The organism is Balneola sp. (assembly GCA_002694685.1).
Classification (GTDB): domain Bacteria; phylum Bacteroidota; class Rhodothermia; order Balneolales; family Balneolaceae; genus Gracilimonas.
In genome coordinates this window covers 35,230-52,890 of sequence record NZMW01000017.1, presented here as the reverse complement: position 1 = coordinate 52,890, position 17,661 = coordinate 35,230, and the positions used below count along the sequence as shown (strand labels likewise).

The 17,661-nt window shown below is 41.7% G+C and carries 18 protein-coding genes and 2 tRNA genes; 13 read left to right on the top strand and 7 right to left on the bottom strand.

The features are described 5' to 3' along the window. Positions 1-75: 75 nt before the first annotated feature. Positions 76-1,536, top strand: a complete 1,461-nt coding sequence (locus tag CL667_16310; protein MAL19261.1) for a Si-specific NAD(P)(+) transhydrogenase — start codon at positions 76-78, stop codon at positions 1,534-1,536. A gap of 53 nt (positions 1,537-1,589) precedes the next feature. Here the strand turns inward: CL667_16310 and CL667_16305 are convergent, their stop codons facing one another. Then, on the bottom strand, positions 1,590-2,297 hold the full coding sequence (locus CL667_16305; GenBank protein MAL19260.1) for a hypothetical protein: 708 nt from the start codon (positions 2,295-2,297) through the stop codon (positions 1,590-1,592). Beyond that, the gene (locus CL667_16300; GenBank protein MAL19259.1) at positions 2,294-4,078 is read right to left on the bottom strand and encodes an aspartate--tRNA ligase; all 1,785 of its coding nucleotides are present in this window, start codon (positions 4,076-4,078) and stop codon (positions 2,294-2,296) included. The genes CL667_16305 and CL667_16300 overlap by 4 nt, the downstream gene beginning before the upstream one ends. An 82-nt stretch (positions 4,079-4,160) precedes the next feature. Between CL667_16300 and CL667_16295 the strand changes: the two genes are divergently transcribed. Then, a complete protein-coding gene (locus CL667_16295) occupies positions 4,161-4,592 on the top strand; it encodes a hypothetical protein (protein ID MAL19258.1) in 432 nt (143 codons plus the stop codon). Between the two features lie 169 nt (positions 4,593-4,761). Further along, complete coding sequence (locus CL667_16290; GenBank protein MAL19257.1) at positions 4,762-5,418, top strand: DNA-binding response regulator; 657 nt, start codon at positions 4,762-4,764, stop codon at positions 5,416-5,418. 365 nt (positions 5,419-5,783) lie between these two features. On the opposite strand, the gene CL667_16285 is transcribed toward CL667_16290, so the two are convergent. Further along, on the bottom strand, positions 5,784-6,164 hold the full coding sequence (locus CL667_16285) for a hypothetical protein (GenBank protein ID MAL19256.1): 381 nt from the start codon (positions 6,162-6,164) through the stop codon (positions 5,784-5,786). Between the two features lie 410 nt (positions 6,165-6,574). Between CL667_16285 and CL667_16280 the strand changes: the two genes are divergently transcribed. After that, positions 6,575-7,039: a hypothetical protein gene (locus tag CL667_16280; GenBank protein ID MAL19255.1), complete on the top strand. Its 465-nt coding sequence runs from the start codon at positions 6,575-6,577 to the stop codon at positions 7,037-7,039. A 48-nt stretch (positions 7,040-7,087) separates the two neighbouring features. Here the strand turns inward: CL667_16280 and CL667_16275 are convergent. Further along, positions 7,088-7,164 (bottom strand) — tRNA-Met (locus tag CL667_16275). Between the two features lie 412 nt (positions 7,165-7,576). On the opposite strand from CL667_16275, the gene CL667_16270 reads away from it, so the two are divergent. From CL667_16270 to CL667_16255, 4 genes are all read left to right on the top strand, one after another. Continuing rightward, positions 7,577-9,043 carry a proline--tRNA ligase gene (locus CL667_16270; GenBank protein MAL19254.1) on the top strand — a complete coding sequence of 489 codons (1,467 nt, stop codon included), beginning with the start codon at positions 7,577-7,579 and terminating at the stop codon, positions 9,041-9,043. Position 9,044: 1 nt separating this feature from the next. After that, positions 9,045-10,544, top strand: a complete 1,500-nt coding sequence (locus CL667_16265) for an NAD(P)H-hydrate epimerase (GenBank protein ID MAL19253.1) — start codon at positions 9,045-9,047, stop codon at positions 10,542-10,544. A gap of 2 nt (positions 10,545-10,546) precedes the next feature. Beyond that, positions 10,547-10,954 (top strand): hypothetical protein, encoded by a 408-nt coding sequence (locus CL667_16260; protein MAL19252.1) that lies wholly within the window; start codon positions 10,547-10,549, stop codon positions 10,952-10,954. A gap of 198 nt (positions 10,955-11,152) precedes the next feature. Beyond that, positions 11,153-11,806 carry an energy transducer TonB gene (locus CL667_16255; protein MAL19251.1) on the top strand — a complete coding sequence of 218 codons (654 nt, stop codon included), beginning with the start codon at positions 11,153-11,155 and terminating at the stop codon, positions 11,804-11,806. Between the two features lie 52 nt (positions 11,807-11,858). Here CL667_16255 and CL667_16250 read toward each other — a convergent pair whose 3' ends face one another. Next, the gene (locus tag CL667_16250; GenBank protein ID MAL19250.1) at positions 11,859-12,290 is read right to left on the bottom strand and encodes a hypothetical protein; all 432 of its coding nucleotides are present in this window, start codon (positions 12,288-12,290) and stop codon (positions 11,859-11,861) included. Continuing rightward, positions 12,283-12,609, bottom strand: a complete 327-nt coding sequence (locus CL667_16245) for a hypothetical protein (GenBank protein ID MAL19249.1) — start codon at positions 12,607-12,609, stop codon at positions 12,283-12,285. Before CL667_16245 ends, CL667_16250 begins: the two co-directional genes overlap by 8 nt. A 122-nt stretch (positions 12,610-12,731) precedes the next feature. On the opposite strand from CL667_16245, the gene CL667_16240 reads away from it, so the two are divergent. Together CL667_16240 and CL667_16235 are read left to right on the top strand one after the other, a co-directional pair. Next, the gene (locus CL667_16240) at positions 12,732-13,946 is read left to right on the top strand and encodes a hypothetical protein (protein ID MAL19248.1); all 1,215 of its coding nucleotides are present in this window, start codon (positions 12,732-12,734) and stop codon (positions 13,944-13,946) included. A gap of 38 nt (positions 13,947-13,984) precedes the next feature. After that, positions 13,985-15,064, top strand: a complete 1,080-nt coding sequence (locus CL667_16235; GenBank protein ID MAL19247.1) for a 3-phosphoserine/phosphohydroxythreonine aminotransferase — start codon at positions 13,985-13,987, stop codon at positions 15,062-15,064. A gap of 9 nt (positions 15,065-15,073) precedes the next feature. On the opposite strand, the gene CL667_16230 is transcribed toward CL667_16235, so the two are convergent. Beyond that, positions 15,074-15,667: a rhomboid family intramembrane serine protease gene (locus CL667_16230; protein MAL19246.1), complete on the bottom strand. Its 594-nt coding sequence runs from the start codon at positions 15,665-15,667 to the stop codon at positions 15,074-15,076. Positions 15,668-15,749: 82 nt separating this feature from the next. Here CL667_16230 and CL667_16225 point away from each other — a divergent pair. The 3 genes from CL667_16225 (at position 15,750) to CL667_16215 (ending at position 17,636) form a co-directional block, all read left to right on the top strand. Next, positions 15,750-15,821 (top strand) — tRNA-Thr (locus CL667_16225). A 95-nt stretch (positions 15,822-15,916) separates the two neighbouring features. Beyond that, positions 15,917-16,918 carry a hypothetical protein gene (locus CL667_16220; GenBank protein ID MAL19245.1) on the top strand — a complete coding sequence of 334 codons (1,002 nt, stop codon included), beginning with the start codon at positions 15,917-15,919 and terminating at the stop codon, positions 16,916-16,918. Positions 16,919-16,970: 52 nt separating this feature from the next. After that, positions 16,971-17,636, top strand: a complete 666-nt coding sequence (locus CL667_16215) for a septal ring lytic transglycosylase RlpA family lipoprotein (GenBank protein MAL19244.1) — start codon at positions 16,971-16,973, stop codon at positions 17,634-17,636. Positions 17,637-17,661: the final 25 nt, after the last annotated feature.

The window sequence follows — 17,661 nt, the reverse complement described above, 5'->3', positions numbered from 1 at the left end:
ACTATCAGTAAATGTTGCTCTGAAATCCTCTTAAAATTGAAGTATCTTTAGGGCTCACACTCACTCAGCCTATTTATGAAATACGATTACGACGTTATTGTTATTGGAAGCGGACCCGCAGGTTTTTCTTGTGCGATGCAAAGCTCAAAATTCGACAAGAAAGTATTGGTAGTAGAAGCAAACGAAGATTCGTTTGGAGGGACCTGGATTAACTCAGGAACTATTCCCAGTAAAGCCCTTCGCGAAACTGCCCGCATTATCCAGCGTTTTCAGAATCAGTTTAAAGATTTGGCCAAAGAAAAAGCATACCAGCACCATCAGATGGATGAGTTGCTTGTTTATAAGAATGAGATTCTGGAGAGCAAAAACTCAAAAGTAAAAGCTGACTTTGATAAGAATGAAATAGACACCGTTCGTGGCTTAGGTAAGTTAGTAAGCGAACATGAAGTCGAAGTTGAAACTGGTGATGGCGAAAAGAAAACCTACTCCGCAGAGTTTATACTTCTTTCAACAGGTACCAGACCGGTTAAACCAAAAGGTTTTGAGCTTGACCACGACAAGGTGTTTGACTACACCTCAATTCTTTCCCTGTCCCATATTCCTCGTAAGCTTCTTATTATTGGTGGCGACGTGCGTGCACTTGAGTACGCAACAACCTTTTCAAATCTTGGAAGTCGAGTCTCGATTTTGAACGAGAATGACTCATTTATGACTTTTCTGGATAATGAGATTTCAGAGCAACTCCAGCAGGTCTTGGAAAAAGATAAAATTGAAATCTTTTCAAAAGCTGAGAACATCGAGATCCGAAGTAACACCTTACGTAACACTATTGAGGTGAAATATAATCTTCGCAATGATAATGAAGATAGCCGCGACCGTGTTATTGAAACCGAACACGTACTTTATCTTGGTGGAAAAGTTCCTAATACAAAGAATATTGGCCTTGAAAAATTAGGAGTGAAAGTGGATAAGGAAGGCTACGTCGAAGTTAATAGCGATTACCAAACTTCCGTTTCTAATATTTATGCCGGCGGTGATGTGAAAGGGTTTCCTGCAATGGCTTCTTCTGCATTTTCAGAGGGGCGTATGGCTTCTTGCCGAATGTTTGGCATCGAAGCTCAGGATCTTAAATCAGAGATTCCTTATGCCATTTACTCAATACCCGAAATATCCAATATTGGTCTTACTGAAAAGGATGCCAAAGCGGAAGGACTCGATGTGACCGTTGGCCGGGCTTATTACAAAAATATTACCCAAGGTGATATCAGTAATCAGCAGGACGGTTTGCTTAAACTGGTTTTTGAAACCGATACGCTCAAATTAGTAGGCGTACATATTATTGGAGAGCGCGCCAGTGACCTTATTCACCTTGGCCAGGCTGTAATGTCTTTTGATGGAGATATCAGATATTTCATTAATCACGTATTGAACTACCCTTCTTACAGTGAAGCCTACCGAATTGCAGCTTTCAACGGGATTAACCGAGTATACAAAGCCGGTGTGAAGTACAAGAAAATCCTAAAGAACAAAGAGTAAGAAAGGGCATTGAACACTGAAATAAAAAATTCAGTGTTCAATATTCATCCTTTTCAAACGTAGTGAATAGCTTTTCGCATTCCTTCCGAATCATACTCAAATTCTTCCGGAAGGGTTTTAATGCCTTCTTCTTCTGAAATTTTAGCGCAATAGGCTAGCACCATTGCATCTACAATATCATCTTCTTCAACCTCATTTCTTCGGAAGTCTTCCTTGATATCACGGAAAAAATCTTCCGCAATCGGCTCACGGTCTTCAATGATTTTTAAGCGGTGCTTTATTCCTTTCTTCAGATTCTTTTTCTGGTAGATCATTCCACCATTAAGCTTTTGAAAAAGAAGTTCAGGATGACTTTCCAATACCTTATCGATGAGTTCATTATCTGCTCTCAGCAGTTCATCAACCATTTGTATTTTTGGAGTGATATTCCACGACTGAAGCGTTAGCTTTTTCTCGGTGTATTCGTGGCTAATCATATTTGCTTCTACATAAGAAGGCGCTGTTAAAGCAGGCCGTATCGGCGGACTAAATACACTGGAGGAATATTCACCTCCTACTTTCTTACGAAGTAAAGCATCGGCTTCACGTGTGTATTCCTCATCTTCCAAGCCAATGGGCATGTCGATAAAGATGCGATCATACGTTTCAAAAGCTTCTTTTAAAGCTTCACGATCTCTAAGCACTTCATATTTTTCTTCACCTTCATCAAAAGTGATTAGTAACCAACCGGCTTTACAGCCATCTATTCCAGCAGTTTTCACGATAGTTCGTCTTTAATATTTTTCTTTATGGAAATATGCAGCTCATCAAGCTGATGCTTATCAACCACGTCCGGTGAGTTGTCCATCATACTTTGAGCTTTCTGGTTTTTAGGGAATGCGATGACATCACGTAAGCTTTTCGCTCCGGTCAGCAGCATTACCAGTCTGTCAACTCCAAAGGCAATTCCACCATGAGGAGGAGCGCCGTATTTAAAAGCATCCAGCAAGAAACCGAATTTCTCTCGGGCTTCTTTCTCACCAATTCCAAGCAGCTCAAACATTTTGCTCTGCATTTCCTGATCATGAATTCTAATCGATCCACCACCAATTTCATTCCCGTTCAGCACTAAATCATAAGCCCGGGCACGTACGTTTGCCGGATCTGAATCCATCAGTTCTACATCTTCTGCTTTTGGAGATGTAAACGGGTGATGCATTGCATGATAACGGCGAGTTTCTTCATCCCACTCCAGGAGCGGAAATTCTGTTACCCATAAAAAGTTATAAGCCGACTCATCAATAAGGTCAAACTCCTTACCCATCATTAACCGTAGTTGACCCAGTTGTTTTAGTACATCCGGTTTTGGTCCGGCAAGAATCAGCACCAGATCACCTTTCTCAGCTCCTGATTTCTCCACCATCTGATCCACAATCTCATCCGTCAGGAATTTGGCCACACTACAAAGAGGTCCATCTTCCTGCATCTTGATGTAAATCAATCCACCTGCTCCGGTTTCTACTTTCACTCTGTCGGTTAGGCGGTCAATGGCTCCTCGGCCCATTTCTCCTTGTCCGGGCACCGTAATTCCAACTACGCCTCCGCCATTTTTGACGGTTCCGGAAAATACCTTGAACTCGGCATCTTTAACAATTTCGGAGAAGTCAGCGAACTCTAACCCAAACCGAATATCAGGTTTATCAGAGCCGTAAGTATTCATGGCATCTTCGTAGGTCATCCGAGGAAATGGAGTTTCTACTTCATACCCTACGGTTTCCTTAAATATTTTCTTCATCAATTCTTCGTGATGAGCGTACACATCTTCCTCATCCACAAAACTCATCTCAACATCAATCTGAGTGAATTCAGGCTGGCGATCAGCGCGTAAATCTTCATCCCGAAAACATTTCACGATCTGAAAATATCGGTCGTATCCTGAAACCATCAGTAGCTGCTTATACGTCTGAGGACTTTGAGGCAGCGCAAAAAACTTCCCCGCATTAACACGGCTTGGCACCAAATAGTCACGAGCACCTTCCGGGGTACTTCTCATCAGAACCGGAGTTTCTACTTCTGCAAAATCAAGGTTGTGATAGAAAGAACGCACAGACTGATAAAATTTTGAGCGCAGCATCATTCTTTCCTGAACTTCAGGACGGCGAAGATCCAAGTACCGATATTTAAGACGAACATCTTCGTTGGTCTTAATGTCGTCCTTGATTTCAAAAGGAGTAGTCTCTGCTTCCGAGTAAATCACCAAGTCAGAAGCTTCAATTTCAACTTCACCGGTAGGCAGGTTTGGGTTGATGTTTCCTTCACCACGGCTGATAACCTTTCCCTTAATCCCAATCACATATTCTGACCGCAACTGTTCAGCTTTTTCGTGGAGCTGATCGTCTTCTTCTGTGAAAACAACCTGGGTTACGCCATACCGATCTCTCAAATCAATAAATATAACGCCGCCTAAGTCACGGCGGGGGCCAACCCATCCATTTAAAATTACTTCATCGTCAATATTTTCTGCTGTAAGTTCTCCGCAGGTATGTGTTCTTTTGAGCGTCATTCGAATAAGTGAATCGTGAGTGATAACTTTTGGTTATTGAGGCGCTGAAAATACACATAATGTAAACGAATCGCTTACTCCAATGTCATATGAACTCATTTTTTTGATCAATACCTTCTCTTCCTTCTTCATGACGGGACTCATCTGGATTGTTCAGCTGGTTCACTACCCTTCTTTTCATTTTGTAGGCAACACTAATTTTGAGGCATTTCAGAAGCACCATGTCAACAGTATTGATAAGATTGTGATCCCTGTAATGGTCGCAGAAATCACCTCTTCCTTTGGTTTAGCGTGGATGGACGGCTGGTTATCCCTTAATGCAGTTGGTTTTTATGTGGTGATTTTGATCTGGGCAGCCACGGGGCTTTTCTCCGTCCCCGAACATTCTAAGCTGGAATCCGGCAAAGATGAAAACGCCATTTCAAAGCTTGTTTCTACAAATTGGATACGAACTCTTCTATGGACAGTAAAGTCAGGAATTACTTTCTGGTTGCTGATGAATCTGATTTCTTAACTTTTTTATTTTGAAATAAGCCTGGACTTAGTGCTAGCCTTCAGAGCAGTTTTCACCATAAAAACCCGCCTAAAAATTTTAATTGGCGAACTTATCCCTTTTTTACCTACATTATTTGTCCTTTCTCCGAGTGGGTCGGAGGAAAACCATTTCTACCTGGGGAGGTAAAATGACCAACATTGATACCATCGTTGCGGACGGCAACGAAATATTCAGATACGGCTTAAGTTCCATCTTGCGCGAACAAGGTACATTCAATATTTGCAGCGAGATTGATAATGGTGCTCTGGTACTTACCGCTTATGAAAGCGTGAAGCCTAAACTGTGTATCCTCTCTTTTTCTATGCCTGAAATGGAAGGCATCATCATTGCCAAGAAAATCATCGATAAAGATCCCAACGCCAACATCTTACTTTTAGCTGACGACACCGACCAAAAGACCCTTAACGAATTTCTGGATTCCGGTGCATTTGGTCTCATTCATAAATCAGCACATCACATTGAACTTATTGATGCCGCTGAAAAAGTAGCATCGGGCGAACGTTATCTTGGTAAACAGTTCTCACGCATGATGACCAAAGAGTATATGCGGCTGGCCAAGAAAAAGAAGCGGCCCGATCCGGTTAAATCTATCACTAACCGAGAACGGGAAATTCTGGGACTATTGGTGGAAGGAATGACGAGTACCGAAATCGCCTCTAAGTTATTTATCAGCCCCAGAACGGTAGAAAAGCATCGCACCAACTTGCTTAAAAAGCTGAAGCTCAAAAATACAGCTGCCCTGGTTCGTTTCGCAATGGAAAACGAACAGGCGTTGTTGCAGTAAGTACAGGGTTTAATTTCCAATGACCAATGACCAATGACCAATGACCAATGACCAATGACCAGCTTTGTCATCCTGAGTGTCTTAAGTAACCCTAAGTAAACGATATTTACCGCGAAGTCAGACAATATTGGTCATTGTGATTTGGGATTTGGGATTTGGGACTTGGTCATTGGTCATTGGGACTTGGTATTTAAAAAAATGCCCTACGTAAAAACACGTACAAAAATTACGTATATCCCTCCATTGACGCATTTCACACATAAATGTATGTTTATAGTGCAAATGGGGTAATAGCCGTCTGTAGATGATATTAGCTGACGTCCATTGATTTGGCGTCAGCTTTTTTTATGTCGATACTTTCTAGATTAGTCTTTTTTACCAGCCAGTTGTTTCAGCTTTACGGCTCTTAATTCATTATACATATTCTGCTCTTCCACCATTTTTGACAGGGCAAACAAATCATAAACAGCTCCAAAACCTAGCAAACCTCCACTCAATAGCCAGCCAATTCCCGTTCCTGTTCGCCCCAAATAAAATCGGTGAAAGCCTAAAATTCCAAAAAAACCAACCAGCCAAAATAGATAAGCCTTCCCTTTAGACTTCTTTGGGTATGTGAGTGCGGCTTCTTTTACTCTATTCTTTAATCTTCTTCTTCCGCCTACTTGAACAATGAAGTCTTCGTAACTCGAGAGGAGCCTTTTTGCAAGCCTTTTAATTTTAGGCGACGCCTCCTTCTCGATTTCCATCTCCCCGTCAATAATATCATACTCGAACACAAACTCATCCAGCAGTTTATTCATCGTGATGCGTTCGTGCAGATAAGCCTCTACTTTTCGGGAAAGGTTCCGGATGGAGTCTTCCACAGATACCTGAAGGTTCGTTTCTTTATAATCTATACTCTGTTGCAGCTCCGATACTAACTCATCGTACTTCTGATAAGCTTTTTCCAGCGCTTTCTCAGCCAAAAGCGCCATTTCGTATTGCTCTGATTTTTTCATCACCAATCTATTTTATACCCGCTCAAGTAACGAATAATTCTTCAATCTGTCGAACAGGTACGGCAGAATATTTTATTTGATGCGAACTGTAATATTTTTGTGGATTTTGGCTCGGCTAAATTTATCTTCTCTGAACTAAATTTTCTACAGACTCACTCATGCTCAAAAAACTTTATTTACCGGGGATACTACTCTTTACCATCACCATTATTTCTTCCTCCTCTCTTTTTGCCCAAGCTGAACGCCCTTCACTAGGTGTTGGGGTAATGATTGGCGAACCGACCGGAGTTTCCGTAAAAAAATACATGAGCGAACGTGGCGCTTTTGATATTGGCGCTGCCTGGTCGCTGGCTAATCAAAATGAAGCGCTGCACATTCACGCAAACCTGCTCTTTCAGGATAACATCACTAAGAACCCGAGCCTGTTCTTTTATCATGGTGTGGGTGCCCGCGTTCTTTTTGCCAGTAATGCCAAGGTTGGAATTCGCGCTCCGCTGGGATTGACCTACATCTTTCCAAACATCCCTTTTGATATGTTTGTCGAAATCGCCCCAATCCTTGATGTGACCCCTGATATTGCCTTCGCAGGAAATGGCGGGTTTGGGTTTCGGTATTATTTTTAGACATGAACTGAAAAGAAAAAAGCTCAGCCTGTTTCCAAGCTGAGCTTTTTGTACCGTGGGACGGAATTGAACCGTCGACCTCACGATTATGAGTCGTGCGCTCTAACCATCTGAGCTACCACGGCGTCTTTTTTCAAAGGCCTTAAATATACGGCATTATATAACAAAGGGTAAAACATTTTTTAAGTCTGATTTAGGCAATCCAGCTTAATCAAATCGGCCTTAGAAAAATGAGCGTTAAAAAGATGACGAAATGGAGCGTTAAGAAATAAATCACTCCGCACAAGTGACTGACTGAAGGCAATTATAGAGATGGAACTTTGATTTATTTTAGTGTAATGGAGTCAGCTTTAGCTTTTTTTTCACAGCCGGGAGTTTTTGGTTCTTTTGTCGGCACAAAAGAACGGGAAGCCGGAGCTTCATAACGAGAGTTAAAGTAGTCAGCTGCTATAAAAGATTTTCCCCTCCCACGCCTTATTCTCTAAGCTAAGTTTCTTAACTTCCACCTCTTAGTTAAAAATCACATTAAACAGGTTCATGGCACAAAAAATAACTTCACAAGAAAAAGATTATTCACAATGGTATCTGGATGTAATCCGGGAAGCTAAACTTGCAGAACATTCTCCAGTGCGTGGCAGCATGGTGATTCGTCCGAACGGAATGGCACTTTGGGAGAATATGCGAGACGCCCTCGATACTATGTTCAAGGATACCGGCCATGAAAATGCATACTTCCCTCTTTTCATCCCTAAATCATTTTTATCAAAAGAAGCCCAGCATGTAGAAGGCTTTGCTAAAGAATGTGCGGTTGTAACTCACAGCCGACTCAAGAGTGTAGATGGCGGAGTAGAAGTTGATCCCGATTCGAAACTCGAAGAAGAGCTGATTGTACGTCCCACTTCCGAGACTATTATCTGGGATACTTACCGCGGCTGGATTCAGTCCTACCGCGACCTTCCGCTTCTAATTAACCAATGGGCAAATGTTGTCCGCTGGGAAATGCGTACACGACTCTTTCTTCGAACCATGGAATTCCTATGGCAAGAAGGCCACACGGCTCACGCCACTCAAGAAGAAGCAGAAGCAGAAACTCGCCAGATGCTGGATGTGTATGCTACTTTTGCGGAAGAATTTATGGCTATGCCGGTCATCAAAGGAGTGAAAACAGCCAGTGAGCGTTTTGCCGGAGCTGTTGAAACGTATTGCATTGAAGCATTGATGCAAGACGGAAAAGCACTTCAAGCCGGTACCTCCCACTTCCTGGGACAGAATTTTGCCAAAGCTTTTGATGTGAAATTTCAGGATAAAGACGGCGAACACAAACTTGTTTGGGCAACCAGCTGGGGTGTTTCTACCCGACTTATTGGTGGATTGATTATGACACACTCTGACGATCAAGGATTAGTCCTTCCTCCGAAATTGGCTCCTACTCAGGTTGTGATTGTGCCTATTTACAGAAGTGATGAGCAACGTGAAGCCGTACTCGAATATGCAGATGGCATCTATGATGAGTTGAAAAAACTCGGAGTTCGGATTAAAGTGGACGACCGTGACAACCAGAATCCCGGCTATAAATTTGCTGAGCATGAAGCTGCCGGAATTCCATTACGAATTGCCGTGGGACCCCGTGATCTTGAAAACAACAATGTGGAATTGGCCCGACGTGATACGAAAGAGAAGAACATCGAATCCCGAGAAGGTTTAAGTGAGCGTATCCAAAAACTACTTACCGACATTCAGGATGAGCTGTTTAATAAAGCAAAAACCCGTCGCGAAGAAATGACTTCAGAGGTGGATTCTTATGATGAATTCCAGAGAGTGATAGAAAATAAAGGTGGCTTCGTATGGGCACACTGGGATGGCACTCCTGAGACCGAAGAAAAGATTAAAAATGAAACCAAAGCTACGGTTCGCTTAATTCCTTTGGAAGATGGCGAAGCTGGAGAATGCATGGTTACCGGAAAGCTTTCGAAGCAAAAAGTCTTATTCGCAAGATCATACTAATATGATCAGGGTTCCTCATCCATATTATTTGTGCTCGGCCGAACAGTGTCGCTCTATGGATGAGAAAACCATTTCTGAATTCGGTATCGACGGATTTACGCTGATGGAAATTGCGGGAACAAGAGCCACTGACTTCATTCAATCTGAAGTTGAGCCGGGTTCGCACGGGATCTTTTTTTGTGGGAAAGGAAATAATGCCGGGGATGCTTTAGTCATTGCCCGGTTACTTTCACAGCAGGACTATAAAATCTCTATTTGCTTACTTTCCGGAAGGAGTGAACTGAGCCCGGACACTCGAAAGAATCTGGAGCTCATTCAAAAACTGGACGAAGAATTTGAGATTCTGGATTGGGATGACTTCACCCCAACAGATTATGACTTTGTTGTTGATGGAATGCTGGGAACCGGCCTCAACTCAGATGTTCGTTCTCCCTATTCTGATGCCATTGAATGGATAAATAAACAAGAAAGTCCCGTATTTGCTTTAGACATACCAACCGGACTTCATGCTGATTCAGGCCAAATCTTAGGAATAGCAGTTGAGGCTGATTTCACCTTAAGTTTTGGAGCCTTGAAAGCCGGCTTCTATTTAAACCAAGGATTTGAAACTGCCGGGGAAGTTATTTTATGTGAGCTTTCCTTCCCGAATAAATACAAAGAACCTACTGCCAGCCTGATTTCAAGGGATTGGGTAGACCATAATTCTCCCTCCAGGAACATACCTGAACACAAATATGACGGCGGTGTACTATATATAATAGCTGGTTCGGAGGGATTGACCGGTGCCGGTATTCTAGCAGCTAAAAGTGCTTGGTCGGCAGGGCTGGGAGCCGTAGTTCTTATCACTCCAAAAGGACTACTGGAGGTTTATGAAAAGCAGCTAATCCAGATTATTAAAAAACCGGTGGGTGATCGGGATGATATGTATTTCAAAAAGAAGCATCTCGATCAGGTAACAGAGATTATCCAGGAAAAACCTGGAAAAGTTTTGATAGGCCCCGGATTAGGCAGGCTGGAAGAAACCATTCAGTTTACCCAAAGCTTGATACAGAAGCTTCAAGGCGATGTACTCATTGATGCCGATGGGCTTTTTGCGCTTTCTCAACTGGACTCCTGGGAAAAACCCGACTCTTCAAATTGGATTTTAACTCCTCATCCAGGAGAACTAAAATCATTATTCAAGAAAGATGTAAGTGATGATTTTGAACGGCTTAAACTGATTAAAGAAAAAGCCGGTCAAACAAATATTACTATTTTATCAAAAGGAATGCCTTCTATTATTGGAACACAATCAGGAGATTCTTATTTAACAGGATACGAAACCCGAATTTTTTCCCGCGCCGGTTTTGGCGATGTTTTAGCAGGAAAGATCGGCGCTTATTGGCTAACATATTCATCACCTGAGCTCGCTTGCTGCCATGGTTTATTGGACGGATTTGAAAAGTCTCAGCAATTTCACTCTAAGAATTCCGGTTCACTAGCACCTATTGATATTATTTGAAAATGAAAAAACCGACTAAACTCCTGACCCGATCGGTCAAGCTTTATATTACTCTTTTGATACTTTCTACCGGAGTTATTCTTTACGGGACACTATTTCCTGTTAGCTATAAAGTTCCAAACTCTTTAGTCGGTATGGACAAGCTCGTCCATTTGTTGATGTTTGGAGCCTGGACTTTATTTTATGGCCTTGTTCGGTTTTTAAAAAAGAAATACAAGCTCTTTCCTGTATTTTTGGTTGGAGCATTTTTTGGACTGCTCATCGAAGTACTACAATATCTTTTACCGACACAACGAACGCCTGAGGTAATGGATTTTCTGGCTGATATTACCGGAACCGGATTAGCGCTAATAGTCCTTTATATACTTTCCAAAAGGGTTTCAGAATTTAAAGCAGACACCGCATTATAATGCGATAGAGATTAGCATTGCACTTTAGTTAGTTGATCACAGGCCGTTGAAAGAGCCGGTATTAACAAACTGCAAAAAACGATAAAGACTAAAAGTTTGTTTCAATAGTTAAATATTCGTGCTACTACTTGCACAGTACTTATAAAATGCCGTTCTTTTCAACTTATCATTTTAACTGGTAAACATCGTATTTGAACCATGACAAAAGAAAGAAAAACACCTAAAGCAGATCTTAAGAGATCGTACACTGTCTATCTAGAGGCAGGTTTGATTATTGCACTTCTCTTTATGATTACTGCTGTAAAGGTCACCCTCGAAACTGAACCCCCAAAAGCTATTGCTCTTGATGAACAGGATGTAGTCGAGATGGAGGAAGTAGTACAAACGAAACAAATTGAAACACCTCCACCACCTCCGCGTCCACCGGTCCCGGTAGAAGTTCCCAACGATGAGATCATTGAAGATGAGATGATTGATCTGGATGCTGAACTTGACATGGATGCACCAATGGATCTACCTCCTCCCCCTCCTGAAGAAGAGGAAGAAGAAGATTTCTTCGTTGTTGTAGAGCAAATGCCTGACCTCAAAGGTGGCATGGCGAAACTTCAGGGAAGTGTTAAGTATCCTGAAATGGCACGACGTGCTGGAATTGAAGGTCGAGTAACTGTACAGTTTATTGTGAATGAGCAAGGAAAAGTCGAAAATGCCCAGGTTGTTCGTGGTATTGGCGGCGGTTGTGATGAAGAAGCTCTAAAAGCAGTACAGAAAGCTGAATTTTCACCAGGAATGCAGCGTGGTCGTCCGGTTCGTGTTCAGTACGCACTCTCAATCAATTTCCGATTAGAGAACTAACAAATACGATTTGATATAGATTTAAGGTGTGATCATTTGATCACACCTTTTTTTATTTCTGAAAGGTTCTTAAAACATTCTTCAGGTTTTCAAATCCGGCTAATTCAATTGCCTCCCCTAGTCCAACCCATCTAACTTCATCAATTCCTTCTTCTTCTTCAGGAGTCAACTCTTCCTCTTTAGTGAAAATCATTGAATACCAGTGGGTTGTTTTGCCTCGGGTTTTCTTCTTTCCCTTTTCGGTGTATTCATGATAGCTGGTGCCAATCTTGTAGATAATAGCAGGAATACCACTGCCAACTTCTTCTGAGACTTCACGAACAGCACACATCTCTATCGTTTCGCCTTTATCCAGTTTACCTTTGGGTAGATCCCAGTATCCGTTCCTGAAAATCATTAAAACCTCAGGCTCAGATGAGTTTTCAGGATACCTCCAGACAATACCACCTGCAGCGCTAACCGGTTTAATTTTAGTTTTACTCATCAGCTTTTTTCGGTTCGCTGCCTTCAGATTCTTTTCCCTTTTTTGACTCTTCCGCGTAATTCAGTCTTAAATTTGTAAGAGCTTGCTCCAGATAGTTAGCTGATTCCTTAGACAGGTTTCCCTTGGTGAATTTCTTTAGCATTCCGAGGGTATCAATCGCATACTTTGCGGAAGAAAGATCTGTTTCAGATTCACCGGTTTGTGGATTCTGGATTTTTCCTAAACCCATCATCGCAATTTGCTGATGTTGCTGAACAAGCATCATAAAGAGAAGTTGCTCTTGCTGTTCTTCATTCAATTTATTTCCGTTCTCACTCATAATTTTGTTTACTTAAAATTGATTGTTTTGACTTATTAAAGTAAAGGGCTTTCCAGTTAAATAAAGTTCATTTTTGTGTACATTATACGCTCTCAAGGATAACTAAAATCAAATACTTTTTTATGGCCGTTGTTAAGCCTTTTAAGGCATGGAGACCTAAACCCGAATCTGCGAAAGAAGTAGCCTGCGTTCCTTATGATGTCATCAACACAAAAGAAGCAAAGGCACTGGCAAATGGCAAACCAAATAGCTTTTTGCATGTTATACGACCTGAAATAGACCTTCCTGATAAAACCTCATCATATGATACAAAGGTCTACCAAAAAGGACGGGAAAACCTGAATGAGCTTTTGTCTTCCGGCTTTATGGAACAGGAAGACACCGAATCGTTATACATCTACCGGCTAATAATGGACGGGCGCTCTCAAGCGGGAATCTTTGGCTGTGTAAGTGTTGATGATTATGAAAACGATGTTATCCTAAAACACGAGCTGACCCGGCCTGACAAAGAAGATGACCGGACCAAGCATATCATTACTCAGGAAGCCCATGCTGAACCGGTGATGTTTACATTTCGAGACCCGGGCGAAGTTACTTCGTTCATGAACGATTATATGGATTCACGGGACCCTCTTTATGATATCGAAACTTCTGATGAAATCAGGCACACTATCTGGAAAGTTGACTCATCTGATGAGCTTGTCTCAGCCTTTGCCAGAATTCCAAAATTGTACATAGCCGATGGGCACCATCGTTGTGCAAGTGCTGCCAGAGCAGCTAAAGAGTATGCATCACAGAACCCGGATCACGATAAAGAAGATGGCTACAATTTCTTTCCGGCTGTTCTTTTCCCCATGGACCAAATGGAAATTCTGGCCTATAACAGGATCGTATTTTCTATTCCTGATAACTTTATTGAACTGTTGGGCAAGAAGTTTACTGTTCAGAAAAAAGCAAAACCCACCCCTCCTAAAAAAGGCATGGTTTCCTTTTATTTGAATGACAATTGGTATGGAATTACCCTGAAGTCTCCCGTTGAAAATGACCCTGCATCGGCGTTAGATATTTCGCTCCTCCAGGAACAGATTTTAGGACCATTACTGGAAATTAAAGATCAACGGACAGATCCAAATATCGATTTTGTAGGAGGAATTCGTGGCACTGACGAATTAGAGAAGTTGGTAGATAATGGTGAAGCAGCACTCGGCATAAGCTTATATCCAACCAGCATAGAGGAGCTCCTGGACGTTTCTGATGCAGGTCTGTTAATGCCCCCCAAATCGACATGGTTTGAGCCAAAACTGCGCTCAGGGCTTTTAATTCATACCTTTAACTAATCTCATTTTAGTTCTAACATTCTTATTTCTCTAACCCGATGAAACGAGTTCACAATTTTAGTGCCGGCCCTGCTGCCTTGCCTCTTGAAGTCTTAGAAACTGTACAGGAAGAACTTCTCGATTATAAAGGAACTGGGACTTCCATCATGGAAAAAAGTCACCGCGGCCCCTCTTACACTCAAGTCGATACCGAGGCAAAAGAACGGCTTACACGAATTTTAGGACTTGGTGATGATTTCCACATCATGTTTTTACAGGGCGGAGCCACAGCTCAGTTCATGCAAATCCCGCTTAATTTTCTTTCTAAGAATGATACCGCAGATATTATTAATACCGGGGTTTGGTCAGAAAAAGCTATCGCTGAAGCTAAGCTGTTTGGCAAGGTTCATGTGCCTTTTAGCAGCGAGGATCAAAAGTTCTCAAGGGTCCCTGAAAATAGTGAGCTGAATCTTTCAGAAGATCCAAGATATGTTCACTTTACTTCAAACAATACCATTTATGGAACTCAATTTTCTTCTGAACCGGAATCGAATGGAGCTCCTCTTATTTGTGATGCTTCCTCAGATTTCATCTCCCGCCCGATTGACATCGACCGCTATGGATTGATTTATGCAGGTGCACAAAAAAACCTGGGCCCATCAGGGGTTACCGTTGTAATTGTTCGAAAAGACTTTCTTCAAACAGCCAATAAAAAAGACATCCCCAGTTTTCTTGATTTCCATTCGCATGCCGAGAGGATTTTCAATACACCTCCCACCTTTGCAGTATACATGGTGAATCTTGTTTTGAAATGGGTGGAAGAGAAAGGCGGCATCCCTCATTTCGTAGATATCAATAATAAAAAAGCAGATCTGCTTTACAGCACCATTGATTCTGATGAGTTTTACAGAGGTGCTGCCGAGAAAGCATCCCGTTCCAAAATGAACGTTACTTTTCGATTACCTTCAGAAGAGTTGGAAGAGCTGTTTCTTCAAGAGGCAAAACAACATGATCTCGTAGCTTTAAGAGGTCATCGCAGTATGGGTGGTATCAGAGCCAGTATCTATAATGCTTGTGAGCTAGAGTCCGTGCAGGCTTTAACAGATTTCATGAAGGACTTCCGCTCAAAAAATGGCTAGGACCACCTCTTAAAGTAACCCAAGTACGGTCAAAAAGTGATCAATGGTGTTGGGAACAAAAATAATCATGTACAGCACACCCCAAACAGCGCCTGCTATATGTGCTTCATGGTTTACCTTGCCCTCCCTGCGACTTGCATAGACGCTGTAAATCAGGAATAAAATTCCGAAAACAATAGCAGGTATCCCAAAGGGGATGAACATGATATATATAGGGTCAAGGGGGAATAGAACTATAAATCCGAATAGCACTCCCTCTACGGCTCCTGAAGCCCCCACTGTTGCAAAGTCGGGATTATCCTTGTGTTGAAATAATGAAGGCAAACTCGAAATGATAAGACCGGTGAGGTAAAGCGCAATAAAATGCTCTCTCCCAACTGACCTTTCCAGTACAAGCCCGAAAAAGAACAGCACGAACATATTCAAAAATAAATGGCCAATTCCCGCATGTATAAAGCCTGAGCTAATCAGTTCATACCAGGTGTTTTCGCGAACGACCCGATAAGGCATCATCATTCCTTTCTCAAAAACTTGCGGGACTACATAAAGGGCTAACATCGAAACCAGTACGTTCGCCACAATCAGGATAAGAGTTACCGACATCTATTTTTTCTTTTTAAGGTACGTTGATTACTCTACTCTTGCATAAGAATCAAAAAGAATAGTACTATTAGTTTCAAGACAAGCCGAAGTAGCTCAGGGGTAGAGCAATTCTCTCGTAAAGAATAGGTCGTCGGTTCAAATCCGATCTTCGGCTCAGTTCCATAAAATTCCTTTCTTCCGAATGATATTTACCATTTGTTAAAGTATATTAGCCACAACTTTAGGAAATACAGCTTTTAAGGGTAATAAATGATTGGCTCAGCATGCCACCAAGGTATGTTTGTTAGCACTTTTGTGGTAACGATGCAAGACTATGCATCACTGCCACACGCTATAGGCATATTGAACCGGCAAATCTCTAATATCTTCTATGGCCCATTGATGGTTAATAACCTGCAATGGCTTACTCACGAAACACTCCTGATTCTGCTTGGAGTCAGTCTAGTAGTTATCATCTTTTTGGGTAATAGAATTATGAATTACCAAAAGGATAGAAAAAACCTGGACACTTTGAATGATACTTTGAGTTCTCGCTCAACAAGTTCCACCTCCGTAAATGATGATGTTCATCGCTTTATTGGAGTTGTGTCACATGATATTCGCAGCCCCCTCAATTCTATTTCTGCCATTTCGGAAATCATGACTATGGATGCCGATCAACTGCCTCCTGAAGAGATCAAAGAATATGCCGGCAATATTTATGACCTCACTGTGCGAATAAATAATCTGGTGAGTAATATGAAAGACATTAACAATATTGACCATGGGGAAGTTAAACTAGAATTAAAGCCTGTTAAAGCTGAGGCTATTGCCAAAGAAGCCTATGACTCCCTCAACGTTTTAGGCAATAAAAAAAGAATAAAAACGACTTTAAGTATTCAGGATAACCTTCCGAGGGTAGTGGCTGATCAGGATGGATTGAAACGGATTTTAGAAAACCTCATCAACAATGCCTATAAGTTTTCAGACAAGCACTCAACAGTGAAAATTGCTGTTGAGCATCTAAAAAAAGAAGGGAAAGTTAAATTTAGTATTAGTGATGAGGGGCCCGGTTTCACGAAAGACGATCGAAAAAAGCTTTATCAAAAATTTTCTAAGCTTTCCGCTGCTCCAACCGGTGGCGAAAAAACTACCGGACTAGGTTTATTTATTGTTCATAATTTAGTTGAAAGAATGAATGGCAGCATTCACTTGGACTCTACTCCAGGTGAAGGGTCTGTTTTTTCTGTTATTTTGGAAGAAGCCAAATAGCATTTCATATCAAAGCGAGATATATTTTGAGATGCTAAATCAAATCATCTCCATGCATATATTTACCAAAACGCTTCTTTTTGTTTTAACGGCTATTTTTATCTCTGCCTGTGGTGTCTCGAAAAGGGGCGCTGACTTTGCTGATTACTCTTCTGAAAATGCGGAAGCTATTGAAACCGGCGTTTCCAGCTGGTATGGACCAAACTTTCATGGCAAATTAACCGCCAATGGTGAAATATATGATATGGACGGGGTCACTGCCGCTCACCGAACACTTCCTTTCGGAACCATCTTATTGGTTGAAAATCTGGATAATGGCAAAACCGTTCAGGTTCGCATTAATGATCGAGGACCTTATGCCAAAGACCGCATTATAGATTTATCAAGAGCTGCTGCTAAGCAAATCGAAATGATTGGCCCGGGTACCGCAAGGGTTCGGCTATATTTGTTAGAAGGTGATTTAGAAAATTCACGCATTACTGACATTAAAGTTCCTAACTACACGGTTCAGCTTGGCTCTTATCAGGATAAGAAAGAAGCTGAGAAGCATTCTGCAGAAATAGAGGGAACCAGAGTTGAGAATATCAAAGTGAAAGGGCAGACATTTTACCGGGTATACTTTGGACGATACACAGATCCTGAAAAAGCGAAGCAAGAAATGAATCGGCTTAATAGAAATGGATACGCCGGCTTTGTGAAGCAAATTGAAAATAATTGATTTTTTCGGGATTGATTATTCCTGA